General features: G+C 72.4%; 24 protein-coding genes and 1 riboswitch. Of the genes, 11 read left to right on the top strand and 13 right to left on the bottom strand.

The window, feature by feature from the left end; translation table 11 throughout:
- Window positions 1-31: 31 nt before the first annotated feature.
- Window positions 32-88: a trp operon leader peptide gene (locus BA175_RS32220; RefSeq protein ID WP_079159714.1), complete on the bottom strand. Its 57-nt coding sequence runs from the start codon at window positions 86-88 to the stop codon at window positions 32-34.
- Between the two features lie 99 nt (window positions 89-187).
- Here BA175_RS32220 and BA175_RS17995 point away from each other — a divergent pair, with 99 nt between their 5' ends.
- Both BA175_RS17995 and BA175_RS17990 read left to right on the top strand, forming a co-directional pair.
- Window positions 188-1,540, top strand: a complete 1,353-nt coding sequence (locus BA175_RS17995; protein ID WP_079159663.1) for a class II 3-deoxy-7-phosphoheptulonate synthase — start codon at window positions 188-190, stop codon at window positions 1,538-1,540.
- Window positions 1,541-1,700: 160 nt separating this feature from the next.
- On the top strand, window positions 1,701-1,967 hold the full coding sequence (locus BA175_RS17990; protein ID WP_069172453.1) for a (2Fe-2S)-binding protein: 267 nt from the start codon (window positions 1,701-1,703) through the stop codon (window positions 1,965-1,967).
- Window positions 1,968-1,998: 31 nt separating this feature from the next.
- Here the strand turns inward: BA175_RS17990 and bfr are convergent, their stop codons facing one another.
- Entirely contained in the window at window positions 1,999-2,478 is a 480-nt protein-coding gene (bfr, locus tag BA175_RS17985) for a bacterioferritin (protein ID WP_069172452.1), read from the bottom strand.
- Window positions 2,479-2,634: 156 nt separating this feature from the next.
- Between bfr and BA175_RS17980 the strand changes: the two genes are divergently transcribed.
- The gene (locus BA175_RS17980) at window positions 2,635-3,267 is read left to right on the top strand and encodes a sulfite oxidase-like oxidoreductase (RefSeq protein WP_069172451.1); all 633 of its coding nucleotides are present in this window, start codon (window positions 2,635-2,637) and stop codon (window positions 3,265-3,267) included.
- A gap of 22 nt (window positions 3,268-3,289) precedes the next feature.
- Here the strand turns inward: BA175_RS17980 and BA175_RS17975 are convergent, their stop codons facing one another.
- The 6 genes from BA175_RS17975 to thiO all read right to left on the bottom strand — a co-directional run bounded on the left by BA175_RS17975 (window position 3,290) and on the right by thiO (window position 9,146).
- Window positions 3,290-3,799 (bottom strand): DUF4396 domain-containing protein, encoded by a 510-nt coding sequence (locus tag BA175_RS17975; RefSeq protein WP_069172450.1) that lies wholly within the window; start codon window positions 3,797-3,799, stop codon window positions 3,290-3,292.
- An 82-nt stretch (window positions 3,800-3,881) separates the two neighbouring features.
- Complete coding sequence (locus BA175_RS17970) at window positions 3,882-4,745, bottom strand: deoxyribonuclease IV (protein ID WP_069172449.1); 864 nt, start codon at window positions 4,743-4,745, stop codon at window positions 3,882-3,884.
- A gap of 44 nt (window positions 4,746-4,789) precedes the next feature.
- Window positions 4,790-6,712, bottom strand: coding sequence for a Stk1 family PASTA domain-containing Ser/Thr kinase (gene pknB / locus BA175_RS17965; RefSeq protein ID WP_069172448.1), 1,923 nt, complete (start codon window positions 6,710-6,712; stop codon window positions 4,790-4,792).
- 147 nt (window positions 6,713-6,859) lie between these two features.
- Entirely contained in the window at window positions 6,860-7,654 is a 795-nt protein-coding gene (locus BA175_RS17960) for a thiazole synthase (RefSeq protein ID WP_069172447.1), read from the bottom strand.
- 2 nt (window positions 7,655-7,656) lie between these two features.
- Entirely contained in the window at window positions 7,657-7,944 is a 288-nt protein-coding gene (gene thiS / locus BA175_RS17955; protein ID WP_079159662.1) for a sulfur carrier protein ThiS, read from the bottom strand.
- Window positions 7,941-9,146 (bottom strand): glycine oxidase ThiO, encoded by a 1,206-nt coding sequence (thiO, locus tag BA175_RS17950; RefSeq protein ID WP_069172446.1) that lies wholly within the window; start codon window positions 9,144-9,146, stop codon window positions 7,941-7,943. Before thiO ends, thiS begins: the two co-directional genes overlap by 4 nt.
- Window positions 9,144-9,256: riboswitch (TPP riboswitch) on the bottom strand. (Overlaps the previous gene by 3 nt.)
- A 50-nt stretch (window positions 9,257-9,306) precedes the next feature.
- Between thiO and BA175_RS17945 the strand changes: the two genes are divergently transcribed.
- The 6 genes from BA175_RS17945 to BA175_RS17920 all read left to right on the top strand — a co-directional run bounded on the left by BA175_RS17945 (window position 9,307) and on the right by BA175_RS17920 (window position 14,370).
- Window positions 9,307-9,648 (top strand): hypothetical protein, encoded by a 342-nt coding sequence (locus tag BA175_RS17945; protein WP_069172445.1) that lies wholly within the window; start codon window positions 9,307-9,309, stop codon window positions 9,646-9,648.
- Between the two features lie 28 nt (window positions 9,649-9,676).
- Entirely contained in the window at window positions 9,677-10,909 is a 1,233-nt protein-coding gene (locus BA175_RS17940) for an FAD-dependent oxidoreductase (protein ID WP_069172444.1), read from the top strand.
- Between the two features lie 132 nt (window positions 10,910-11,041).
- Window positions 11,042-11,407 carry an Rv2175c family DNA-binding protein gene (locus BA175_RS17935; protein WP_069172443.1) on the top strand — a complete coding sequence of 122 codons (366 nt, stop codon included), beginning with the start codon at window positions 11,042-11,044 and terminating at the stop codon, window positions 11,405-11,407.
- A 263-nt stretch (window positions 11,408-11,670) separates the two neighbouring features.
- Window positions 11,671-12,324: a thiamine phosphate synthase gene (gene thiE, locus BA175_RS17930; protein WP_069172442.1), complete on the top strand. Its 654-nt coding sequence runs from the start codon at window positions 11,671-11,673 to the stop codon at window positions 12,322-12,324.
- A gap of 146 nt (window positions 12,325-12,470) precedes the next feature.
- Window positions 12,471-13,388 carry a methylenetetrahydrofolate reductase [NAD(P)H] gene (gene metF / locus BA175_RS17925; RefSeq protein ID WP_069172441.1) on the top strand — a complete coding sequence of 306 codons (918 nt, stop codon included), beginning with the start codon at window positions 12,471-12,473 and terminating at the stop codon, window positions 13,386-13,388.
- Between the two features lie 46 nt (window positions 13,389-13,434).
- A complete protein-coding gene (locus BA175_RS17920; RefSeq protein ID WP_069172440.1) occupies window positions 13,435-14,370 on the top strand; it encodes a hypothetical protein in 936 nt (311 codons plus the stop codon).
- A 34-nt stretch (window positions 14,371-14,404) separates the two neighbouring features.
- Here BA175_RS17920 and BA175_RS17915 read toward each other — a convergent pair whose 3' ends face one another.
- From BA175_RS17915 to BA175_RS17895, 5 genes are all read right to left on the bottom strand, one after another.
- A complete protein-coding gene (locus BA175_RS17915; protein ID WP_069172439.1) occupies window positions 14,405-15,919 on the bottom strand; it encodes a phytoene desaturase family protein in 1,515 nt (504 codons plus the stop codon).
- A gap of 31 nt (window positions 15,920-15,950) precedes the next feature.
- The gene (locus tag BA175_RS17910) at window positions 15,951-16,568 is read right to left on the bottom strand and encodes a DUF4126 domain-containing protein (RefSeq protein ID WP_069173093.1); all 618 of its coding nucleotides are present in this window, start codon (window positions 16,566-16,568) and stop codon (window positions 15,951-15,953) included.
- Window positions 16,569-16,975: 407 nt separating this feature from the next.
- Window positions 16,976-17,587 (bottom strand): TetR/AcrR family transcriptional regulator, encoded by a 612-nt coding sequence (locus BA175_RS17905; protein WP_069173091.1) that lies wholly within the window; start codon window positions 17,585-17,587, stop codon window positions 16,976-16,978.
- A gap of 29 nt (window positions 17,588-17,616) precedes the next feature.
- Complete coding sequence (locus BA175_RS17900) at window positions 17,617-19,716, bottom strand: YhgE/Pip family protein (protein ID WP_069172438.1); 2,100 nt, start codon at window positions 19,714-19,716, stop codon at window positions 17,617-17,619.
- The gene (locus tag BA175_RS17895; protein ID WP_069173092.1) at window positions 19,688-20,506 is read right to left on the bottom strand and encodes an ATP-binding cassette domain-containing protein; all 819 of its coding nucleotides are present in this window, start codon (window positions 20,504-20,506) and stop codon (window positions 19,688-19,690) included. Before BA175_RS17895 ends, BA175_RS17900 begins: the two co-directional genes overlap by 29 nt.
- Before the next feature lie 176 nt (window positions 20,507-20,682).
- On the opposite strand from BA175_RS17895, the gene BA175_RS17890 reads away from it, so the two are divergent.
- The gene (locus BA175_RS17890) at window positions 20,683-21,204 is read left to right on the top strand and encodes an SAV_6107 family HEPN domain-containing protein (RefSeq protein ID WP_069172437.1); all 522 of its coding nucleotides are present in this window, start codon (window positions 20,683-20,685) and stop codon (window positions 21,202-21,204) included.
- A gap of 232 nt (window positions 21,205-21,436) precedes the next feature.
- On the top strand, window positions 21,437-22,195 hold the full coding sequence (locus BA175_RS17885) for a class I SAM-dependent methyltransferase (protein WP_069172436.1): 759 nt from the start codon (window positions 21,437-21,439) through the stop codon (window positions 22,193-22,195).
- Window positions 22,196-22,457 lie beyond the last annotated feature (262 nt).

Below are 22,457 nucleotides of genomic sequence, written 5' to 3'. Positions count from 1 at the left end.
GGCCTTCGCGAAGTCTGTACGCGCGTGTCGGTCAGCGGGCCGCCGGATGTGCGGTCCACCACCAGTTCTGGATCGTCTGCGCGAACATGCTCCGCACCCTAGCCGACGGAGGCGGTACGGACGAGCAGTCGTCTCAACTGCTGAGCGGACGGCCGGACGGGCTCGCCGACCCCGTAATGTTGGGGAGGTGACCGTGAACGCCAATACCTTCGTCGCCGGTGGCAACACCTGGCGAGACCTTCCCGCGGCGCAGCAGCCCGAGTACCCCGATGCCGAGGCTCTGCGCGATGTACTCGCGGACCTCGCAGCGTATCCGCCGCTCGTCTTCGCCGGTGAGTGCGACCAGCTGCGTGCCCGCCTGGGAGCCGTCGCCGAGGGCGAGGCGTTCCTGCTGCAGGGCGGTGACTGCGCCGAGGCGTTCGACGCCGTGTCGGCCGAGCAGATCCGGGCGAAGCTGAAGACGCTGCTCCAGATGAGCGCCGTCCTGACCTACGCGGCCTCGGTGCCGGTCGTCAAGATCGGCCGGATCGCCGGCCAGTACTCCAAGCCGCGCTCCAAGCCGACCGAGACACGCGACGGCGTGACCCTGCCCACCTACCGCGGTGACTCGGTCAACGGCTTCGAGTTCACCGAGGCGGCCCGCATCCCGGACCCCGAGCGCCTGAAGCGGATGTACCACGCGTCCTCCTCCACGCTGAACCTGGTCCGCGCCTTCACCACCGGTGGTTACGCCGACCTGCGCCAGGTCCACGCCTGGAACCAGGACTTCGTGAAGTCCTCGCCGTCCGGCCAGCGGTACGAGGCCCTGGCCCGCGAGATCGACAACGCGCTGAACTTCATGAAGGCGTGCGGCACGGACCCGGCCGAGTTCAAAGCCGTCGAGTTCTACGCCTCGCACGAGGCCCTGCTGCTGGACTACGAGTCGTCGCTCACCCGCACCGACTCGCGTACCGGCCGGCTGTACGACACCTCGGCGCACATGGTGTGGGTCGGTGAGCGCACCCGCCAGATGGACGGTGCCCACATCGAGTTCGCGTCCAGGATCAGCAACCCGATCGGCATCAAGCTCGGCCCGACGACCAGCGTCGACGAGGCGCTCGGTTACATCGACCGCCTCGACCCGGAGCGCGAGCCGGGCCGGCTCACCTTCATCGTCCGGATGGGCGCCGACAAGGTCCGCGACAAGCTCCCCGAGCTGGTCGAGAAGGTCACCGCCTCGGGTGCGAAGGTGGTCTGGGTGACCGACCCGATGCACGGCAACACCTTCGAGGCCGCTTCCGGCCACAAGACGCGCCGCTTCGACGACGTCCTGGACGAGGTCAAGGGCTTCTTCGAGGTGCACAAGGCACTCGGGACGCACCCGGGCGGCATCCACGTCGAGCTGACCGGTGACGACGTCACCGAGTGCGTCGGCGGCGGCCACGAGATCTTCGTGGACGACCTGCACCAGCGCTACGAGACGGCGTGCGACCCGCGTCTCAACCGCAGTCAGTCCCTCGACCTGGCCTTCCTCGTCGCCGAGATGTACCGCGACCAGTAGGGAACGCCCGTGACGGCGCCGTTGGGGCACGGATCCATGTGATCCGCGCCCCACAGGCATGTCAGGGGTTCTCCGTGCCGGACCCGGCGGGTAAGGTTAGGTTTGCCTCACCGAGAAGTCGGGGTGGCGCCCACGAACGACCCCTCGGGAGGTGAACCGCATGTACGTCTGCTCCTGCTTCGGCATCACCGAGCAGCAGGTCAAGCAGCATGCGGACGACGGGGCGTGCACACCCCGCCAGATCGCCTCGGCCTGCAAGGCGGGTACGGACTGCGGCGGCTGCGTCCGCAGGATCCAGGCGCTTCTCGGCCGCGGCGAGTGCCCGCGCCGCGAGCCCGTCGACGGGCGCACCCGGGTGAAGGGCATCGCGGCCGGCGCGCCCGCCGCCCTCGGCGGCCGGGGTGGCGACCTCTCCGACGCCGCCTGAACCCGCCCGAGTCCGGGCCGTGCGTGCGGCCTCAGCTCTTCGGCTGCTCGATCACCTGGGCGATGTAGAGCGGCTCGCCCAGCTTCGCGACGAGTTCCAGCTGGGTGTCGAGGTAGTCGATGTGGTGTTCCTCGTCCGCCAGGATGGACTCGAAGATGTTCGCCGAGGTGATGTCGCCCTTGCCGCGCATCACCTCGATGCCGCGCTTGAGGCGGTCGATCGCCTCCACCTCGACCTGGCGGTCGGCCTGGAACATCTCGGTGACCGTCTGGCCCACCCGCACATGGAAGAGCCGCTGGTAGTTGGGAAGACCGTCCAGGAAGAGAATCCGGTCGGTGAGGATCTCCGCGTGCTTCATCTCGTCGAACGACTCGGCCCGGGTGTACGTCGCGAGCTTCGTCCAGCCGAAGTTCTCCTGCATCTTCGCGTGCAGGAAGTACTGGTTGATGGCAGTCAATTCGGCGGTCAGCTGTTCGTTCAGGAACTCGAGGACCTCGGGGTCGCCCTGCATGGCAGAGGCTCCTTCCAACCGGTGAACTGGGCACGTGTGCGCGCATCCTCGCACCGCACCCCCCGGCAGTCCAGTAAGTACATGCTTACTATGAGTTGCCCGAATCGTCTCGTCCCCTGGTCATGACCACCCCTGGCTGTCTGTCACCATGGAGGCATGGGTCAGCCGGAAAGCCGGGAACGCGGCACAGCAGAGCAGTCCGGGCTACCGCCGGGGCAGCGCCTGCAGCGCGGCTGGCCGGTCACCCACTACGGTCCCGTGCCGAAGTTCAAGCCCGACCGGTGGGAGTTCCGCGTCTTCGGTGCGACGGCCGACGGCGGGAAGCACTGCTGGACCCATCAGGAATTCACGGCGCTGCCGTTCTCCTCGGTCGTCGCCGACCTCCACTGCGTGACCAAATTCAGCATGCTGGGCGCCGAATGGGGCGGGATCCTGGCCCGCGAGGTCGTGGAACTCGCACCTCCCGCCCCTCAGGTCACCCACGTCATGGTCTGGGCCGAATACGGATTCAGCGCGAACCTGCGGCTGGCCGACTTCGCGTCGGAGCGGACCCTGTTCGCCACCCACAAGGACGGTGAACTACTCACCGCGGAACACGGTTTCCCCCTGCGACTCGTCGTGCCCCATCTGTACGCCTGGAAAGGCCCCAAATGGGTCCGGGGCATCGAGTACATGACGGCCGACCGCCGCGGGTTCTGGGAGGAGCGCGGCTATCACAACATCGGTGACCCGTGGAGCGAGCAGCGCTATTCCTACCAGGAAGAGCCCGGGGACGGCCCCGAGCTCTGAACCCGTACGGTGAGTGTGCTGGTCAGTGGTGGTACCGGTGCACCACGGCGTGGCCCTTGCTGCGGCCGATCATCCACTTGTTGACCGGGGTCGTGAACACGAAGGCCGCCGCCAGTGCGAGGGCCAGTACCGCCCAGAACGTCACGTCCCGGAGGTGGGCGTCCATGGCTCCCGGCCACAGCGCGATCACGCCGTTGTCGATCAGTTCCATCACGGCGATGGACAGGGTGTCGGCGGCGAGGGCGACGCGGACGGCGCTGCGGAGACCGACACCGGCCCGGACGAGCCCGCGCAGCGTCAGTGCGTAGCCGAAGAGGAACGCCAGGATGATCGCCAGGGCCATCGTCCCCGTGTTCCCCCACCCCAGTGCCGTGCCTGCCACCATGCCGAGCACCTCGCCGATCGCGCAGCCCGTGAGGCAGTGCAGGGTGGCACGGGCCGCCATGGACCAGCTCGCCGGGCCGGCGGTGCGGTGGTGGCCGGCGTGTGCGTGCTCGGCGTGTGCGTGGTGCGTGTGTGCGTCGTGCTGCATGAGAAGCCCCCGGAAGCTGGACAGCGGTTCCTGACGACACCAGGAACCGCATACCCCTAGGGGGTATTCCCGCCCATGCTTTTCAACCGGTGACGGGGCCTCGGAGTTCCTTCAGCCGTGCCACGTCCGCCGCGTGCCCCTGCGTGCCGCCGGGCGTCTCGATGATCAGGGGCACCCCGTCCGTGGCAGGGTGCGAGAACAGCTCACGGAACGGCTCTGCACCGATGTGCCCGGCGCCGATGTTCTCGTGCCGGTCCTTGTGCGCCCCCACCCCCTCCTTGGAGTCGTTGGCGTGGATCAGCTTCAGCCGGCCCTCACCGACGGTCCCCACCAGCAGATCCAGCGTCTGCCGCATACCGGCGGGGCCGGCCAGGTCGTGCCCCGCCGCGTGGATGTGGCAGGTGTCCAGGCAGACGCCCAGCCGGGGATGGGAGTCCAGGGCCTCGAAGTACGGGCCGAAGTCCCAGGTCCGCGAGCACAGGGAGAAGCCCTGGCCGGCGGTCGACTCCAGCAGCAGGAACGGGTCGTCGTCGTGGGTCAGCTCGTCGAGCAGCGGCCTCAGATGCGTACGGACCTGAGCGAGGGCCTCGGACCGCGGGCGCCCGCCCGTCGCCGAACCGGTGTGCACCACCACCCCCAGGGCGCCGATCTCCCTGGCCCGGCGCAGCGAGTGGCGGAGCGACTCGACGGACCTCTCGACGGTGGCCTCGGTGTGCGAGCCGAAGTTGATCAGGTACGGGGCGTGGACGTACGCGGGTACGGACCGGGCCGCGCACTCCGAACGGAACAGCTCGTCCTGCGCGGGGTTGCCGGGCGGGGTGGCCCAGCCGCGTGGATTGGCGACGAAGACCTGGACGGCCTCCGCAGCCAGCTCCCGGGCGTAGCCGAGGCCGACCTTGGCGAGTCCTCCGGCCACGGGGACGTGACCGCCTACCGGGTTGCGCATGTGTGTGACCGGTCCTCCGCGGGCCCGGGCCGCCGTCCGCGGCCTCAGAGCCCCTTCGTCCTGATGGTGATCTCGGAACCCTCGGCGGCCTTCTCGCCGCCGTCGACCGACTGACTCGCGACCGTGTCGCCGAAGGAGAGGAACGGACGGTCGACCTTGACCTCGAAACCCGCTTCCTCCAGTGTGCTCCGGGCCACGTCGACGTTCTTCCCGGTGACGTCCGGGACCTCGATCATGCGCGGTCCCTCGGACACCGTCAGCTCGACGGCGTCGCCCTCCGCGGCCTCCTGGCCCTTCGCGGGTGCCTGCCGGGCGACGTCGCCCGCGGCCACGGCGGAGTGCACGCGGTCCGGCAGCACCTTCGCCTTCAGGCCCGCCTCGGCCAGAGCGTCGGTGGCATCCGTCACACTGAGGCCCGTGACGTCGGGGACGTCCACCGGGCTGCCCTTGCTGATGACGAGGGCGATCGCGGAGCCCGCGTGGCGCTCGGTGCCGACGGCGGGATCGGTGCGGACCACCTCGCCGCGTGCCGTCTCCTCGCTGAACTCGCGGGTCACCATCCCCTGCTCGAGGCCCGCGCTCTTCAGTTCGCGCCGCGCGTCGGGGAGCGAGAGGCCCTCCACGTCCGGGATCTTGACGATCTCAGGACCCCGTGAGATCACCAGCTTCACCGCGTCGTTGCCCCGGATCCGCTCGCCCGAGGCAGGATCGCTGCTGATCACCGTGCCGCGCTCCACGGTGTCGCTGTAGGCGTGGCCGACCCCCTTCACGTCGAGGCCGGCCTCGGAGAGCCTCTTCTCGGCGGCCTTCTGGGTCTGGCCGAGGAGCGAGGGGACGTGGGTGAACTGCCCCGAGTTGATGTACCAGACGCCGGTGCCGGTTCCCAGCACCAGCAGCAGGCCGACGAGGGCGGCGAGCAGCCCGCGCCGCGGGACCGCCACGAAGGGGCCGCGGCCGCCCCGCACCCTCCCCGGCGGCGGCGGCGGGGGCATCTCCAGACGGCTGGTGTGGTGCGCGGTCCCCTGGTCCGGCGGGAGCACCCGGGGGATGACGCTCGTGCGGTCCTCGGCCGTGTCGCGCACCTCGGTGACGGCCAGCGGGGGCATCGCGTCCAGCTGTTCCTCGGTGAGGGCCTCCCTGGCCACCCGGGAGCAGGCGAGCAGGGCCACCGCGTCACGCGGCCGTACGTCGGGATCGCGGGCCATGGCCGTGGCCACCAGTTCGTCCAGCCCCGCCGCCAGCCCGGGTACCGCACGGGACGGCGCCGGTACGTCCTCGTTGAGGTGCTGGTAGATGACCTGGGCGGCGGTGTCCCCGGTGTGCGGCTTGCCACCCGTCAGCATCTCGTACAGCACGACCCCGCAGGCGTAGACGTCGGCGCGGGTGTCGGCGGTGCCGTGCTCGATCTGCTCCGGTGCGAGATAGGACACGGTGCCCAGCAGGGAACCCGTGGTGTCCGTGACCGTGCCCACCGCCCGGACCAGCCCGAAGTCGGCCACCTTCACACGGCCGTCGTCCCCGATGAGGACGTTCTCCGGCTTCATGTCGCGGTGCACGAAGCCCGCGCGGTGCGCCGCGCCCAGCGCGGCCAGGACGGGTTCGAGGATGTCCAGCGCGGCCCGGGGCTGCAGCGCGCCGCGCTCGCGCAGCACGTCGCGCAGGGTGCACCCCGCGACGTACTCCATCGCGAGGTAGACGTAGTCGCCCTCGGCACCCTGGTCGAAGACGGCCACCACGTTGGGGTGCGCGAGCCGGGCGACGGACTTGGCCTCACGGATGAAGCGCTCGACGAACGCGGTGTCGGTCGCCAGCGCCGGATGCATCACCTTGAGGGCGAGCACCCGGTCGAGCCGGGTGTCCACGGCCCGGTAGACCGTGGCCATACCGCCGACGGCGATGCGCGCGTCGATGCGATAGCGGCCGTCGAGCAGCTGCCCGACGAGCGGGTCCTGAAGGGTCGTGTCCACGGGGCGAGTCTACGAGTCGCCACGGACACCCCGGACGGCCCCGGGGGAGACCGGGGCCGTTCCGGAGCCGTTCCGTGACAGGGACGGTTGCGTGCTGTGACCGGGAACACGGGTGCCCGCCCCGCGCCCGCCGGCGGACGCGCGCTCTCAGAAGGCCGGGCGCTCCGGATCCAGTGCCGCCCGGCCCTCCCCGGGCGAGGAGGCCTCGGCGAAGTGACGGCGGGGGATGCGGCCGGCCCGGTGGGCCAGGCGCCCGCCCTCCACGGCGTGCCGCATCGCCGCGGCCATGAGCTCCGGCTTCTGGGCGCGGGTCACGGCCGAGGCCAGCATCACGGCCGCGCACCCCAGCTCCATCGCCAGAGCCGCGTCCGAGGCGGTCCCCGCGCCCGCGTCCAGGATCACCGGGACCTCGGCCCGCTCGACGATCAGCTGGAAGTTGTGGGGGTTGCGGATGCCCAGGCCGGAACCGATGGGCGCGCCGAGCGGCATGATCGCCGCGCAGCCCACGTCCTGCAGCTTCGCGGCCAGGACCGGGTCGTCGTTCGTGTACGGGAGGACGGTGAAGCCGTCGTCGACCAGGGTCTCGGCGGCGTCCAGCAACTCGATCGGATCGGGCAGCAGGGTCCGCTCGTCGGCCACGACCTCCAGCTTGATCCAGTCCGTCCCGAGCGCCTCCCGGGCCAGCCGGGCGGTCAGCACCGCCTCACCCGCGGTGAAACAGCCGGCGGTGTTCGGCAGGACCCTGATGGAGAGCCGCTCCAGGACGGAGAGCACGGAGCCCTGGACCGTCGGGTCGAGCCGGCGCATGGCGACGGTGGTCAGCTCGGTGCCCGACGCGATCAGGGAGCGTTCCAGCACCTCCAGACCGGGGGCACCACCCGTCCCCATGATCAGCCGGGACGAGAACGCGACGGAACCGAGGGTGAACAGGTCGTCGGACACCGTCAGCCTCCCTGGACCGCGGTGAGGACCTCGACCCGGTCGCCGTCGTGGAGCACGGTGGCGGGCCACTCGCCGCGTGGGACGACACTCTCGTTGACCGCAGCGGCGACCCCGGACGGCGCCCGGGTCAGGCCCGCGATCAAGGAGTCCAGGGCGGTACCGGCCGGGACGCCGCGTGCCTCCCCGTTGACGGACACGGACACGGACACGGACTCGGGAGCGGGCGGGGCCACGGGTGCGGAGGGCGCGGGGGTGGACGCTGGTACGGAGGCGGGGGAGGGCTCGGTCATGCGGGCTGCTCCTGGGAGGCGGGGGTTCGGACGTCGACGCGGGAGGGGGCCGCGGGGGAGCGGTCGAAGCGGTGCGGAGCGAAGGGGCGCGCCACCTCCGGCAGCTCCCCGGTGCTCAGCACCTGGGCCATCACGTCACCGGTGAGGGGCGTCAGCAGGACCCCGTTGCGGTGGTGGCCGGTCGCGAGGTGCAGGCCGGGCAGTGCGGTCGGGCCGAGCAGCGGGGCGTTGTCGGGGGAGGCGGGGCGCAGTCCGGCGCGGGTCTCCGTCAGCGGGAGTTCCGTGATCCCGGGCACCAGTTCATGGGCGTCGCGCAGCAGTTCGTAGACGCCGCCCGCGGTGACCGTGGTGTCCCAGCCCAGTTCCTCGCTGGTGGCGCCGACGACCAGCTCGCCGTCGGCCCGCGGCACGAGATACACGTGGCTGCCGCGTACGACGGCCCGCACGGTCCGGCTGAGGAAGGGGGCGTACGCCGACGGCACGGTCAGCCGCAGCACCTGTCCCTTGACCGGGCGGACCGGCACAGGCACCGTCCCGGGCACCCCTTCGAGCCGCCCGCTGAGACTCCCGGCCGCGAGGACCACCTGGCCGGCCCCGACCTCCGTCCCGTCGGCGAGCACCCCGCCGGTCGCGCGGCCGCCCGTGACGGACAGCCGCCGGACCCAGGCCCGGTGGAACACCACCCCGGCCCGCTCGCACGCGGTGACCAGCGCCGAGGCCAGCCGCCGGGGGTCCACCTGGTGGTCGCCGTCGGCCCGCAGCCCGCCGCGTACGCCGGGGGCGAGCATCGGCTCCAGACGGCGGCACTCGCGGCCGCTGAGCCACTCGGACTCCAGGCCGGACCGCTGCTGCAGGGCGTGCAGTTCCCGTAGCTGGGCCCGGTCGTCCGCGTCCAGCGCGACGGACAGGGTGCCGCAGGCGCGGAAGCCGACGCCCTGTCCGCTCGCTTCCTCCAGCTCGGCGACGAACGCCGGATAGCGTTTTGCCGAGGCCAGGTTGAGGCCGAGCAGCGTCTGCTCGCCGTAGTGGAGTTCAGTGACGGCGGCGAGCATGCCCGCCGCGACCTGGGCGGCCCCTCCGCCGGGATCGGGGTCGGCCAGTGCCGTGCGCAGACCCCGCTGGGCCGTCCGCCAGGCGGTCACCAGACCGATGATGCCGCCCCCGACGACCAGGACGTCGCAGTGGTTCCCGGAGATGCGCATGGGCGTCCAGCCCCTCCCTTCGCCGGCATGACCCGGATCAGGTTCGTACGGTCGGAGGCCGGTCAGCCTCCCTCTCAGCCCGGTGCGTCCGGGCTCCCGCGAGTGTTCTACGGTAGCCAGCCTAACCCCGCAGCCCACGGCCAGTAAGGGAGCAGCCACCGTGGCCCGTTCACTCGACGGACTCGTCCTCTCGCCCGTCGCCGACCAGGCCCCCGGCCAGGTCGGCACCCGCACCCGGTTCACGTACCACGAACGGGACGGCCGGATCTGGGCCGAGTACACGGGTGGCGACGTCGTCCGGGGCCACCTCGTCGGCACCCGCGAGGCGGACACCCTCGACTTCCGGTACGTCCAGCTGAAGCAGGACGGGACGACCTCCGGCGGCCACTGCGTCTCGGCCGTCACTGAGCTCCCCGACGGCCGGGTGCGGCTGGACGAGCGGTGGGAGTGGGAGTCCCAGGACGGCAGCGGTACGAGCGTCGTGGAGCAGCTCGCTCCCTGAGCGATCGTCAGAAGATTAGGGTGGGCGGGTGAGCGAGCAGAGACCGGAAACGGCAGCGGAACGGCCGCCCCACGGCGTCGTGGTGGTGGGCGCGGGAATGGCGGGCGTGCAGACGGCCGTGGCCCTGCGGGAGCAGGGGTACTCCGGCCCCGTCACCCTCATCGGCGCCGAACCCCACCAGCCCTACGACCGCCCCCCGTTGTCCAAGGCGGTCCTGCTCGGCAAGGCCGAGGACTCCGCCTTCGACATCGACTTCGAGGCACTGGACATCACCCTGCGCCTCGGGCTCGACGTGACCGGTCTGCGCGCCGCCGCACACGAACTGGACACCCCGTACGGACCCGTGCCGTACGACGCCCTGGTCCTGGCCACCGGCGCCGAACCCGTCGGCCTGCCGGGCACGGAAGGGGTACCCGGCGTCCATCTGCTGCGCACCCTCGACGACGCCGCGCGGCTACGGCCGGTCCTGGAGCGGCAGCGTGACGTCGTGGTCGTGGGCGCGGGCTGGATCGGCGCCGAGTTCACCACCGCCGCCCGCGCCGCGGGGTGCGCCGTCACCGTCGTCGAAGCCGCCGACCGTCCCCTCGCGGGCAGCCTGCCCGCCGAGGTCGCGGCGCCGATGGCCGCCTGGTACGCGGAGAGCGGGGCCGAACTCCTCACCGGCGTCCGCGTCGACCGCGTCGAACCGGGCGCCGTCCACCTGACGGACGGCCGGGCCGTCCCGGCCGGAGCGGTGGTCGTCGGTATCGGCGCGCGGCCCGCCACCGGCTGGCTCGCCGGCTCCGGCATCGCCCTGGGCCCGGACGGCTCGGTCCTCGCCGACGCCTCGCTGCGCACCTCGCTCCCCGATGTCCACGCGGTGGGCGACTGCGCCTCCTTCCCCTCGGCCCGTTACGGCGAGCGGCTGCTCGTCCACCACTGGGACAACGCCCTCCAGGGACCCCGGACGGTGGCGGCCGCCCTCGCGGACGGCCGCCCCCGGACGTACGATCCCGTGCCCTACTTCTGGTCCGAGCAGTTCGACCGCTTCGTGCAGTACGCGGGCCACCACGCCGGCGCCGACGCCCTGGTGTGGCGGGGTGACCCCGCCGAGCCGTCCTGGACCGTGTGCTGGCTGCGGCGAGGGGTCCTCGTCGCGCTGCTGGCCGTCAGCAGGCCGCGCGACCTAGCCCAGGGGCGCCGGCTCGTCGAGGCGGGGGCGCGCGTGGACCCGGAGCGGGTGGCGGACCCCTCCGTCCCGCTGAAGTCGGCCACGCTGTAGCGCCGTGCGCGCGGGGACGCCCCCGGCGGGGGCCGAACCGGGTGCCGGCGCGGCGCGCCGCGGCACGCCGCGGCACCCCGGACGGGCGGGCCCGGCTACCGGCTGTCGGTCCGGGATGGCAGGCTTGTCCCTGTGACCGAGATTGACGCAAAGATCGATGCTCTCGTCCCCGCATGGCTCCACCTTCCCGACATCGCGGAAATGCTCGATGTCCAGGTGACGCGTGTAAGGCAGCTGGTCAAGGAGGGCCAGCTCATCGCCGTACGCCGCGGTGAGAACCGGGCGCTCCAGGTGCCTGCCGCCTTCATCGACGGCGACAAGGTGGTCAAGGGCCTCACGGGGACCCTGACGCTCCTGCGGGACGACGGCTACAACGACGAAGAGATGCTCGAGTGGCTCTTCACCCCCGACCCGACCCTGCCCGGGACCCCGGCGCAGGCCCTGAGCGAGAACCGCGGTACGGAGGTGAAGCGCCGGGCCCAGGCGCTCGCCGTCTGAACCGGACGACCGTGAGCGGGAGGCGGGCCGTGGCGTACGGCCCGCGTCCCGCCGTCCCGGGTGCATCGGCACCGTGCCGGCGCACCCCGGACGGCGGGCCACCCGCGTACGTGCTCCACCGGCGTACGCGTTCCATGACGTACGCGTCGGCGCGCACCGCCGCACCGGTGTACGCGCCGCACCGGTGTACGCCCCGGCGCCGCACCGGTGTACGCGATCCGCACCGACGTACGCGATCCACCGACGTAACGGGGGGAACCACCATGTCCACGCCTCGCGCGCGGCTTTCCGACGCCCGGCTCTACCTGTGCACGGACGCCCGCAGACGCCAGGGCGACCTGCCCGCCTTCCTCGACGCCGTGCTCTCCTCCGGCGTGGACGTCGTGCAACTGCGCGACAAGGGCATGGAGGCGGCCGAGGAGCTCGACCACCTGGCCGTGTTCGCCGACGCCTGCCGGCGTCACGGCACCCTCCTCGCGGTGAACGACCGGGCCGACGTCGCCCACGCCATCGGCTCCGACGTGCTGCATCTGGGACAGGGTGACCTGCCGGTGCCCGCCGCCCGGGCCGTCCTCGGCCGGGGCGTGCTGATCGGCCGCTCCACCCACGCCGAGCCGGAGGTCGACGCTGCCGTCGCCGAGGAGGGCGTCGACTACTTCTGCACGGGCCCCTGCTGGCCCACCCCCACCAAGCCCGGCCGACACGCCCCCGGCCTCGGCCTCGTGCGCTACGCCGCCTCGCTCCGCCCGTCCCGTCCGTGGTTCGCCATCGGAGGGATCGACGCCGGCAACCTGGACGAGGTGCTCGACGCGGGTGCCCGCCGGGTGGTCGTCGTCCGGGCGATCACCGAGGCGGAGGACCCGGCCGCGGCCACGAAGGCGCTGGCCACCCGCATCAGGGAGCGCGCCGCCCTCTGACCGGGGAGAGCCCTGCGGGCGCCCGGCCGGGACGGCTTCCCGGGCCTTTGGGGGCAGCTGTCCGAAGGGTGGACAACAACCACCTCATTCCGGGCAATTCCGCTGACACGGTTGGGGTACCGCCCAGCCCTGGTTAACCTCCCAGTATGGCCCTTGGCACACCTTCCACCAGGACTGATCACGCGCGCACCGTGCGGGATCTGCTTGCGACCGGTAAGACGTCGTACTCGTTCGAGTTCCCGTCGCCCAAGACCGAGAAGGGCGAACGGAACCTCTGGAACGCCCTGCGACGGGTCGAGGCGGTGCGCCCGAGCTTCGTCTCCGTGACCTACGGCGCGGGTGGCTCGACGCGTGAGGGGACGGTGCGGGCGACACAGCAGATCGCCGCCGACACCACCCTCACCCCCGTCGCCCACCTCACCGCCGTCGACCACTCCGTCGCGCAGTTGCGCAACATGGTCGGGCAGTACGCCGACGCCGGTATCCGCAACATCCTCGCGGTGCGCGGGGACCCGCCGGGCGACCCGATGGGCGAGTGGGTCGAGCACCCCGAGGGCGTGCGCTACGCGGCCGATCTCGTCCGGCTCATCAAGGAATCCGGCGATTTCTGCGTCGGCGTCGCGGCCTTCCCGGAAATGCACCCGAGGTCGGCCGACTGGGAGACCGACATCCGGCATTTCGTCGACAAGTGCCGGGCCGGTGCGGACTACGCGATCACCCAGATGTTCTTCCATCCGGAGAGTTATCTGCGGATGCGTGACCGGGTGGTCGCGGCGGGTTGTGACACCCCGGTCATTCCCGAGGTGATGCCGCTGACCAACGTCCGGCAACTGGAGCGATTCGCCCAACTCAGCAACGCCGTCGTGCCGTCCGCGCTGAAAGAGCGGATCCTCGCCGTCAAGGACGATCCGGCCGCTGTACGCTCCACTGGCATCGAGTTCGCAACGGAGTTCTGCGCGAAGTTGCTCTCCGAGGGTGTCCCGGGGCTGCACTTCATCACGCTCAACAATTCGACGGCAACGCTCGAGATCTACGAGAATCTCGGACTGCACAAGCAGTCCTGACAGGCCGCATCCGTCACCGACCGGGCGGCCGTAGAAGGGGGCGGGCGTGGGCTGGACGGTCCTCTACATCGCATTCGGCATGGTGGCGCTGTGGCTGCTGGGCGAGGTGCTGCTGCAGTACAAGGCGAGGCTGCGCTGGCGGCTCCTGGCCTTCGCCGGCTTCCTCGGCGTCGTCGTCGGCGTACTGATCCCCTCCGTGCTGGTCATCGCCGTCGGCGCGATCGCCTTCGCCACGGGCCAGACGTACGTGACGCTGTCCTTCCGGCGCGGCTTCTCGACGGGCTGGGCGCTGGGCGGGAACCCGGGCGCGAGCCGCCGCCGGAAGGCGTCCGGCGGCGGGGCGCGGAAGCCCACGCTGGAGGTCTCCGGACTGGAGTACGGGGAAGCCGCCCCGGTGGACGCAGTCCCGGACCCGGCCACCGCGGTCTACGAACCGCAGCCGCTCCCGGACGACACCGGGCAGTACGGCGTCTACACGGACACCGCAGGCGGTGCCCCGGCCGGCGACGGGGAGCGGCAGGACGGGCAGACGCCGTACGACGGCTACGACCCGTACGGCGGGTACGCACCTCAGTTCACCCCCCAGCCTCAGGACGCCTACAGCGCCCAGGCCGCCTACCAGGACCCCGGCACCTTCCAGGGCCACGACGCCGGCTACGGCGACCCGTACGCCAACGGCACGCCGCAGGGTGACTACGCCGCCTACACGGATCCGTACACCGGGACGAGCGACACCCCGGGCGCCGGGCAGTACGCCTCCTACGAGAGCTACGGCGCCACCTACGAGCCCTACGGGCAGCAGCAGGCGGAGCAGCCCCTCGCCGGGCCCTACGACCCCTCCGACACCCCGCCGGGCGGGGTCTGGGTCCCGCAGCAGCGCGGTGCCGGGCAGCACCCCCCGATGCCGCCCGAGGCCCCCACCGGGCCCGCCCCGTACGGCAACGGGTACGACACCGGCCAGAACGAGCAGTACCGCTACTGACCCCCGGGCGGGCCGGAGGCCGACGGCCCGCGGGTCACCGCGACCCGCGAAAGCCGTCGCCCTCCACGACCAGCCCGGCGACCAGCGCGCCCGACATCCCCGCGTGAGCCGGACCGCCCCCCGGGTGCGACCAGCCACCCGCCCGGTACAGGCCGGGCAGCGCGGTGCGGTTCCCACCGTGCAGAAAGGCGCCGTCCGCCCCGGCGAGGGCCGGTGCGGGCACCGCGCCCCCCTCGGCGCCGGTCTCGGCAGCCGTGTCCGCGGGGGTGCGCGGCTCGGCGTGGAGTATCCGCTCGCGCAGGCCCGGGACGGCGGCGGACGCCCTGTCGATCACGAGGTCGGCGAACCGGTCGCGCAGCGCCCCGTCCGTCCAGTCCACAGGGCCGTGCGGTGCCACCGTCGCCATCAGGGTCACCGCCTCGTGCTCCTCGTCCGGGCGGGTGCCGGGGTCGTCCGGCCGCAGCACCGTCACCGTGGGCCGCACGGCCGTCCTGCCGCCGAACACCGCCTCCTGCTCCGCGGCTCCGTCCCCGGTGTGCACCACCGTCCGGTGCACGGTGCCGGGCTCACGCGCGCCGCGCAACGACAGCAGCACCAGGAAACGGCCGGGCACCGAACCGGCATCCGCCGCCGGCTCTCCCACGCCCCCGCCCGCCCCGCCCTCATGACCGGGTATCAGGCCGGGACGCGGCTGCGCGCCCAGGACGACGTGATCGGCCTCCACGCTCGTCCCGTCCGCCAGCTCGACCCCTGCCGCGCGGCCGTCCTTCTCGGCCACCCGGACGACTTCGGCACCGAAGACGAACGTCACCCGGCGGGCCAGGCAGCGCTCGTACACCGCGTCGGCGAGAGCCCGCATCCCTCCGGCGACGTACCAGCTGCCGAAGGTCTGCTCCATGTACGGCAACAGAGCCGCAGCGGCCGGCGCGCGCCGCGGGTCCAGGCCGTACGACAGGGCGTATCCCTCCAGCAGGGCGGCCAGCCGGGGATCCACGAGCTCCTGGGCGCCCACGTCGGCCACCGTCCGGGCCTGCCGTGCGGCGCGGAACAGCCTGCGCCGGCGCACCGCGGGATAGGGGTCCTCGTGCAGCACCCGCGGGTCGGCGGGCAGGGGCTCCTCCAGCAGGGGCCTGCGCGAGCGCTCCCAGGCGGTACCCGCCCGGTCCATGAACGCGTCCCAGCGGGCCCCGGCGCCCTTGCCGAAGGCCTGGTCGAGCGCGCCGAGGACCCCGGCCCGTGAGGCGTTGGGCAGGGAGACGGCGGTGCCGTCCGCGAACAGGTGGCGGCTCGCCGGGTCCACCTGGGTGAGCGTCACGCACTGCTCCAGCGGCTCCCTGCCCGTCTTCAGGAACAGGTCGCGGTAGACCGCGGGCAGATGGAGCAGCGAGGGGCCGGTGTCGAAGACGAAGCCGTCACGGGCGTACCGGCCCATGGCGCCGCCGTGCGTCTGCGACCGCTCGTACACCGTCACCCGGTGGCCTGCCACGGCGAGCCGGGCAGCCGCCGCCATCGCGCCGGTCCCGGCGCCGATCACCGCAATTCGTGCCATGCCTGCGACCCTAAGGGGTGGCACCGACAGCTCACTCCTGGGGCCGGTGGCCGCCCGCTCCCGCCAGGTTCCTCTCCTCACGCCGCCGCGCCCGCCGGCGCAGGAAACGGCGGATCCGGGAGGCGAGGAAGAGGAGCACCACCATGCCGAGCAGCAGCAGGGTCCCGGCGACGACGGCCGCGGCGACCGGGTGGAAGACGGCGAAGACGATGATCCCGGCGACGCCGAGATCCTCCGCGAGGCTGACCCCGACATTGCTGAAGGGCTCGGGCGAGGTGTTGACCGCCATCCTCGTGCCGGCCTTCACCAGATGGCTCATGAGGGCGGCCGACCCGCCCACGGCCGCTGCGGCGAGCTCCGGCAGCGACCCGTCCTCCCCGGCCAGCAGGGCCGCGACGACCGCGCCGGACACCGGCCGGACCACCGTGTGGACGGTGTCCCAGGCCGAGTCCACGTACGGGATCTTGTCGGCCACCGCCTCGCACAGGAAGAGCACGCCGGCGACCACGAGCACGTCGGGCCGCTGCAGCGACTCGGGCACCTCGTCGGTCAGGCCGGTCGCGCCGAGCACGCCGAACAGCAGGATCACCGCGTAGGCGTTGATACCGCTCGCCCAGCCGCTCGTGAACACCAGGGGGAGTACGGACACGGAGGCGATCGTAGCCACTCGCGTACAGGGCCGGGCAGGCTCCGGACCCCAGACCTGAGTATCCCTACCTAGCGGGGGAGATGAGTACGCGCGCGGATGGGCTCCCGCCCGGGCGGACGGAAGAGTGGGGACCACGGAAGGGGCGCGGCGCCCGGACCGCCGGCACGGGGCGGCGGAACGGAGCCGCATCCCGGACCGAACGGGGGTACGGCGCGGGGCCCGAGACCACGGGGGATCGAGGTCACGGGGGAGGGCTCCGTGGATACGAGGACGCCGGGTCCGGCGGAACGCGAGGGGGATCGCGTCCGCCGGACCCGGCGTCGTACGTCCGCGAGGCGCACGACGGGCGGCGCGGCCGTTCCCCGGCACACCGGGGGCTCCGGCCGCGCGCCCCGGGCGGGGTCCGCTCAGCGACCGCTGACGCGGCCGTGCAGGAGCAGGGACAGCGCCGAGTGCACGTCGTCGATCGTCCGTTCGGGCTGGAACGCCTGCCAGTCCAGGGCGGCCACGAGGACCATGCCCACCAGCGCGGCGGCCGTCAGCTGGATGTCGATCTCCTCGCTCAGCTCACCGGCGGCCACTCCGTCGCGCAGGACCCCCTCGACCACGGCCACGGCCTCCTGCCGCAGCACCAGGAGCGTCGACTGCCAGGCGCGGTTGGTGCGCCAGAGCTCCGCCACGTACAGCTGGGTGAAGGCCGGGTAGCGGTCGATGAAGGCCAGACCGGCCCTGATCATCGCGTCCAGGGCCTCCACCCGGGTGCCACCGCGCTCGTCGGTCTGCTCGGCGGCTGAGCGCAGCGACCGGGTGAGCAGGCCGACGCCGTGCCGCAGCAGCTCCTCGAAGAGCTCCGTCTTGCTCTTGAAGTTGTAGTAGACCGTGCCCTTGGCCACTCCGGCGCGATCGGCGATCTCGTCCACCGTGGTCGCCGAGAACCCCTTCTCCGCGATGAGGGTCACCGCCGCCTCGTAGAGTTTCTGCCGGGTGGCCTGGCGGCGCGTGGTGCTACTGCTGTCCATGTCACCGATTCTCACAGGTTGCGGGGCGCTCACAGACTCAGCTCCGGGTGGAGGCGGTCCAGGGTCCACACCTGCTTGCGGCGGGCGGCGAGCGCGGTCAGGGCCAGGGCGCCCGCGGTGAAGGCCGACAGGACGGCGCATCCCAGCCAGACCGGGCCGAGCCCGCCGCCCGTGATCAGCCGGCGCAGCCCCTCCACCACATAGGTCATGGGCAGATACGGATGGATGGCCCCGAAGAAGCCGGGACTGGTCTGCACGGGGTAGGTGCCACCGGCCGAGGTCAGCTGGAGCATCAGCGCCGCGAGGACGAGGATCCGCCCCGCCGCTCCGAAGCGGGCGTTGAGCCACTGGATGATCGCTGCGAAACAGCAGGTCACCAAGGCCAGGAAGGCCATCGTTCCCGCGGTGTGCGTCATCTGCAGCCCCAGCCGCCAGTGCAGGACGGCCATCAGGGCGCCGACCTGGAGCAGGCCGATCCCCACGACCGGCAGCCAGCCCGCGACGGCGATGCGCCAGGCGGGAGCTCCCGCCGAGAGCGCGCGCCGGTTGAGCGGCTGGATCAGCATGTACGCCACCATCGCGCCGACCCAGAGGGAGAGCGGGATGAAGTACGGGGCGAAACCGGTGCCGTAGTTGGGCGCGGCGTGCAGCGAGGAGGAGGCCAGCTGAACGGGGTCGGCCATGACACCGGTGCGCGCGTCGCGGTCGTCCTTGTCGTAGTCGGGGATCTTCCCGGCGCCGTCGTGCAGTCCCTGGGCGAGGGTGGCCGAGCCGTCGCCGAGCCGGTGGAGCCCGCTGTCCAGACTCGTGGCACCGGCCTTCAGCTTCTTGATCCCGGCGTCCAGGTCCTTGGCCCCGGTCCTGGCGGTGCCGAGCCCGGTGTGCAGGGCGTCGGCGCCCTCGGCGACCTTGTGGGCACCGGTGTTGAGCGCGTGGATCTTCTTGACGGCGGCCTCGACATCGGTGTCCAGGTGCGGTGAGCGTTCCGCGAGGGCGTCGGCCTGCTTCTGCAGCGTCGCCAGCCGGGCCCGCAGGTTCGTCAGGTCGCCGTCGTCCGCGGTGACCAGGGCCTGCACGTCGTCCGAGACGTCCGCCACGTCCGCCGCCGCGGTCCTGGCGCGTTCCAGCTCGGGGCAGACGTCGGTGCCGGCCGGTTCCTGTTCCTGTTCCTGTTCCTCGCATCGGAGCCGGTAGATCCCGGCGAGGTCGTCCGAGGCCTTGTGGGCGGCGGCCGAGGCCGGGGGCGCCGCCTCCACGAGCAGGTCGAGGTTGTCCCGTACGGCCTTCGAGGAGCCGGAGACGAGGCGGGCCGTGTCCCCGATGGCCTTGCCGTTGTCCTTGAGGAACGGCCGTACGTCGGCGGCGGCCTTGTCGACCTTGTCGGCGAGCTGCTGCGTGCCGGCGGCGACCTGGCGGGAGCCGGTCTCCAGGTCCCCGGCCCCCTTGTTCAGCCCGGTCACTCCTCCGGCCAGCCTGCCGCTGCCCGACTTCGCGTTCCTGAGCCCGTCCACGAGGTCCTTGGAACCCTTGGTGGCCGTGGTGATCCCGGTCTCCAGGTCCCCGGCCCCCCGGGCCGCCTTCGCCGTCGCGTCGTGGAGGTCGGAGAAGCTGATGAAGATCCGGTCGAGGAATCCGCGCGAGGCCTTGGTCGAGGCGGCGCTGCGGACCTCGGCGAACACCGTCCTGGAGATCTGCCCCACGATGTAGTTGTTGGCGTCGTTCGTACGGACCTGAAGGGCACCGGTCTCCGGGGAGTCGCCCGCGCCGGAGGCGATCCGCTCGCTGAAGTCGGACGGCATGGTCAGCGAGAGGTAGTACGTCCCGTCCTCGACGCCCTGCTCGGCCTCGGCGGAGCCGACCTCGTGCCAGTCGAAGACCTCGGAGTCGAGCAGCCTGCCGGTGATCTCGTCACCTGCCGCGAGACGCCCGCCCTCGGTGCGCGCGCCCTTGTCGTTGTTGACGAGTGCGACGGGGATGCGGTCGAGCCGTCCGTACGGGTCCCAGAAGGACCACAGGTACAGGGCGCCGTACAGCAGGGGCAGCAGCAGCAGGGCCACCAGCGCGGCGCGGGGCATACGCCCCCTGCCGAAGCGCTTCAGCTCAAGCGCGGCCAGTTTCGGCGCTCGCATCCGCCGTCTCCTTCCCGGTCGTCGTGTCGTCGGCGGTGGTGTCGCCGGCCGTGCGGTCGAGGGTCTCGGCCTCCCCGGCCGTGCCGGTGGCCGTCGGGGTCCCGGTCCGGACGGTGAGTGTGTCCTCGGGGGCTTCGCTGCACACGGCGAGCACGGTCGTTCCGCGGTCCGCGAGGGTGCGCAGCAGCTTCCAGGCCTCCGACCGGTCGGAGGCCGGGAGTTTGAGGTCGGTGTCGTCCACCGCCAGCAGGCGTGGACGGCCTATCAGTGCGAGGGCGAGGGAGAGGCGCAGTGCTTCGAGGCGTTCAAGGTCCCGTACGGAGGTGCGCCCGGCCTTCGGCAGGCCGGTGAGGTCCAGCCCGGCTGCCTCCAGGGCGGCGTCGATCGCCGCTCGCGCTGTCGCGGCCCGAGTGGCGGGCGAACGCAGCAGGGAACGCGGCGAACCGTCGAAGCGGCGCTGCAACAGGGCTCGCTCCCGCAGGTGTTCGGCGACGGTGAAGGCCGGGTCCAGTTCGCTGACGCCGGGTACCGGGCCGAGCGCGCTGATCCGCCGCACCGCCGCCGCCCGGCCCGGCAGACGCAGGCCCGCGACCTCCGCCTGCCCCTGGGTGGAGCGCATCCGGCCGGTGAGAGCGAGCAGCAGGCAGGTGCGCCCCGAGCCCGAGGGGCCCTCGATCGCCACCAGCGTTCCGGGATCCGCGTGGAGTTCCACACCCCGGAAGGCCCAGCCACGCGGCCCCTTCAGTCCGAAGTCCTCGGCGCTCACCGCCGCACCCTGCGGGCAGTCCACGGCACCCACCCCCGATATCCGTCTGCTTTTGAACTGACTGGTCAGTGCAAAAGTTAGCCGGAACCCGCGTTCGAAGCAAAGTGGGAGGTCGGAGGCGGTTTCTGAGGGATTGTCAGTGCCGGGCGTCACGATGGGTACATACGGCCACCAAGCCGTCACACGACAGGAGGTTCGTCATGGCCAGCTCGTCCGCAGCCGCCGCCCCGCGGCGCCGCGCAGGCAGCCCTGCCCCCTCACCGACCGGCCCGGCAACCGACGTCCACCCCGTGCTGCGCCGCACCACGGCACCACCCGCCGCACTCGATCTCCTCGTCCAGGCACACGCGGGCCTGGACGAGGCCGCTGTCCTGGACGCGCCCAACGAGCGCTACGCCACCGCGCATCTTGCGGCGCTGCGCACCGCCGCCGCCGTCCTCGCCGCCCGTGGCCGGCCCGAGACGAACAGGCGCCGCCGCGAGAAGATCCGCAGCGCCTGGGAGGTCCTCCCGGAGATCGCGCCGGAACTCACCGAGTGGAGCGCCTTGTTCGCCTCGGGGGCGGGGCGCCGCGCGCGGGCGGAAGCGGGCATACCCGGTGCCGCCACCAGCCGCGACGCCGATGACCTGCTGCGGGACGTGGCGATGTTCCTCCGCCTGGTCGAGCGGCTCCTGGTGCTCCAGCCGGTCCTCCCGCAGTCCCGCGGGGACCGGACCGTGTAGCGGCCCACGGGCCATGGCCCGTGCGCGACCCCGCCGGCGGAACGCCGGGGGCCGGGGCGCGGTCGGCGGCAGGCCCGGCCGAACCCTGCGGTCCCCGGCCAGCCCGCGGCAGGTGACCGTACGCGGGTGACCGGTGCGGCGGCGTGAGGCAATAGGGTGGAGAGCACCCGTACCACCTGCACCGTTCACGCTCCGCCGTCCGTGGCGGCACCGTGCCGAGGAGTCAACTGCCGTGTCGGACCAGCTGCGCCCCCGCGCCTCCCTCCGTACCGCTGTGGTCTGGGAGGTCCTCAGGGACGCTCTCGAGCGCCGGGTCAAGGCGACCGGCAGGGAGGTCCTGGACGTACTCGACACCGGCGGCGGCACCGGAAACTTCGCGGTGCCCGTCGCACGGCTCGGCCACCGGGTCACCGTCGTGGACCCCAGCCCGAACGCCCTGTTCGCCCTGGAGCGCCGCGCGGCCGAAGCGGGCGTCGCCGACCGGGTCAGGGGTGTCCAGGGCGACATCCTCGGCCTGTTCGAGGTGACGGACCGCGCGGGATACGACGCGGTCCTGTGCCACGGGGTCCTGGAGTACGTGGACGACCCCGCCGAGGGCGTACGGAACGCGGTCGACGCGCTCCGGCCGTCCGGCGCCCTCAGCCTTCTCGGCGCGGGGCTCGGCGGCGCCGTCCTGGCGCGGGCGCTCGCCGGGCACTTCACCGAGGCCCGGCAGGCGCTCACCGACCCGGCGGGACGCTGGGGTGAAGGCGACCCGGTGCCCCGCAGGTTCACCGCGGAGCAGCTGACCGGCCTGGTCTCCGCCGCAGGTGTCGACGTCGGCGCGGTGCACGGCGTGCGGGTCTTCGCCGATCTCGTGCCGGGCGCACTGGTGGACACCGAGCCCGGAGCCATGGAGGCCCTCCTGAGGCTGGAAGCGGCCGTCGCCGAACTGCCGTCCTTCCACTCGGTGGCGACCCAGCTGCACGTTCTGGGCGAGAAGCGCGCCTGAGCCGGGCGGAGGGGTCGCCGGTGCGCATCCCGGAGTGACCGGGGCGCGGCTGATCAGCAACGCAGCTGCAGACGGAGTACAGCTCGGAGCACCCGATCGGGGCGCGGGCCCCGTATGATCGGGTGAAACCATCCGGCATGACGGATCGGAGGTCGGGGAATCTACGCCTCAGCAGCCGAGCCGTCGTGGCGGTCCGGACTGGCTAGGGCTAGAGGGCAGGTTTCACGGGGGTGAATCCCTGCCTATCCTGGAAGGGCCGCAT

This window comes from Streptomyces griseus, from assembly GCF_001715295.1.
GTDB classification, from domain to species: domain Bacteria; phylum Actinomycetota; class Actinomycetes; order Streptomycetales; family Streptomycetaceae; genus Streptomyces; species Streptomyces griseus_G.
This window is presented reverse-complemented; position numbering and strand designations above follow the sequence as displayed.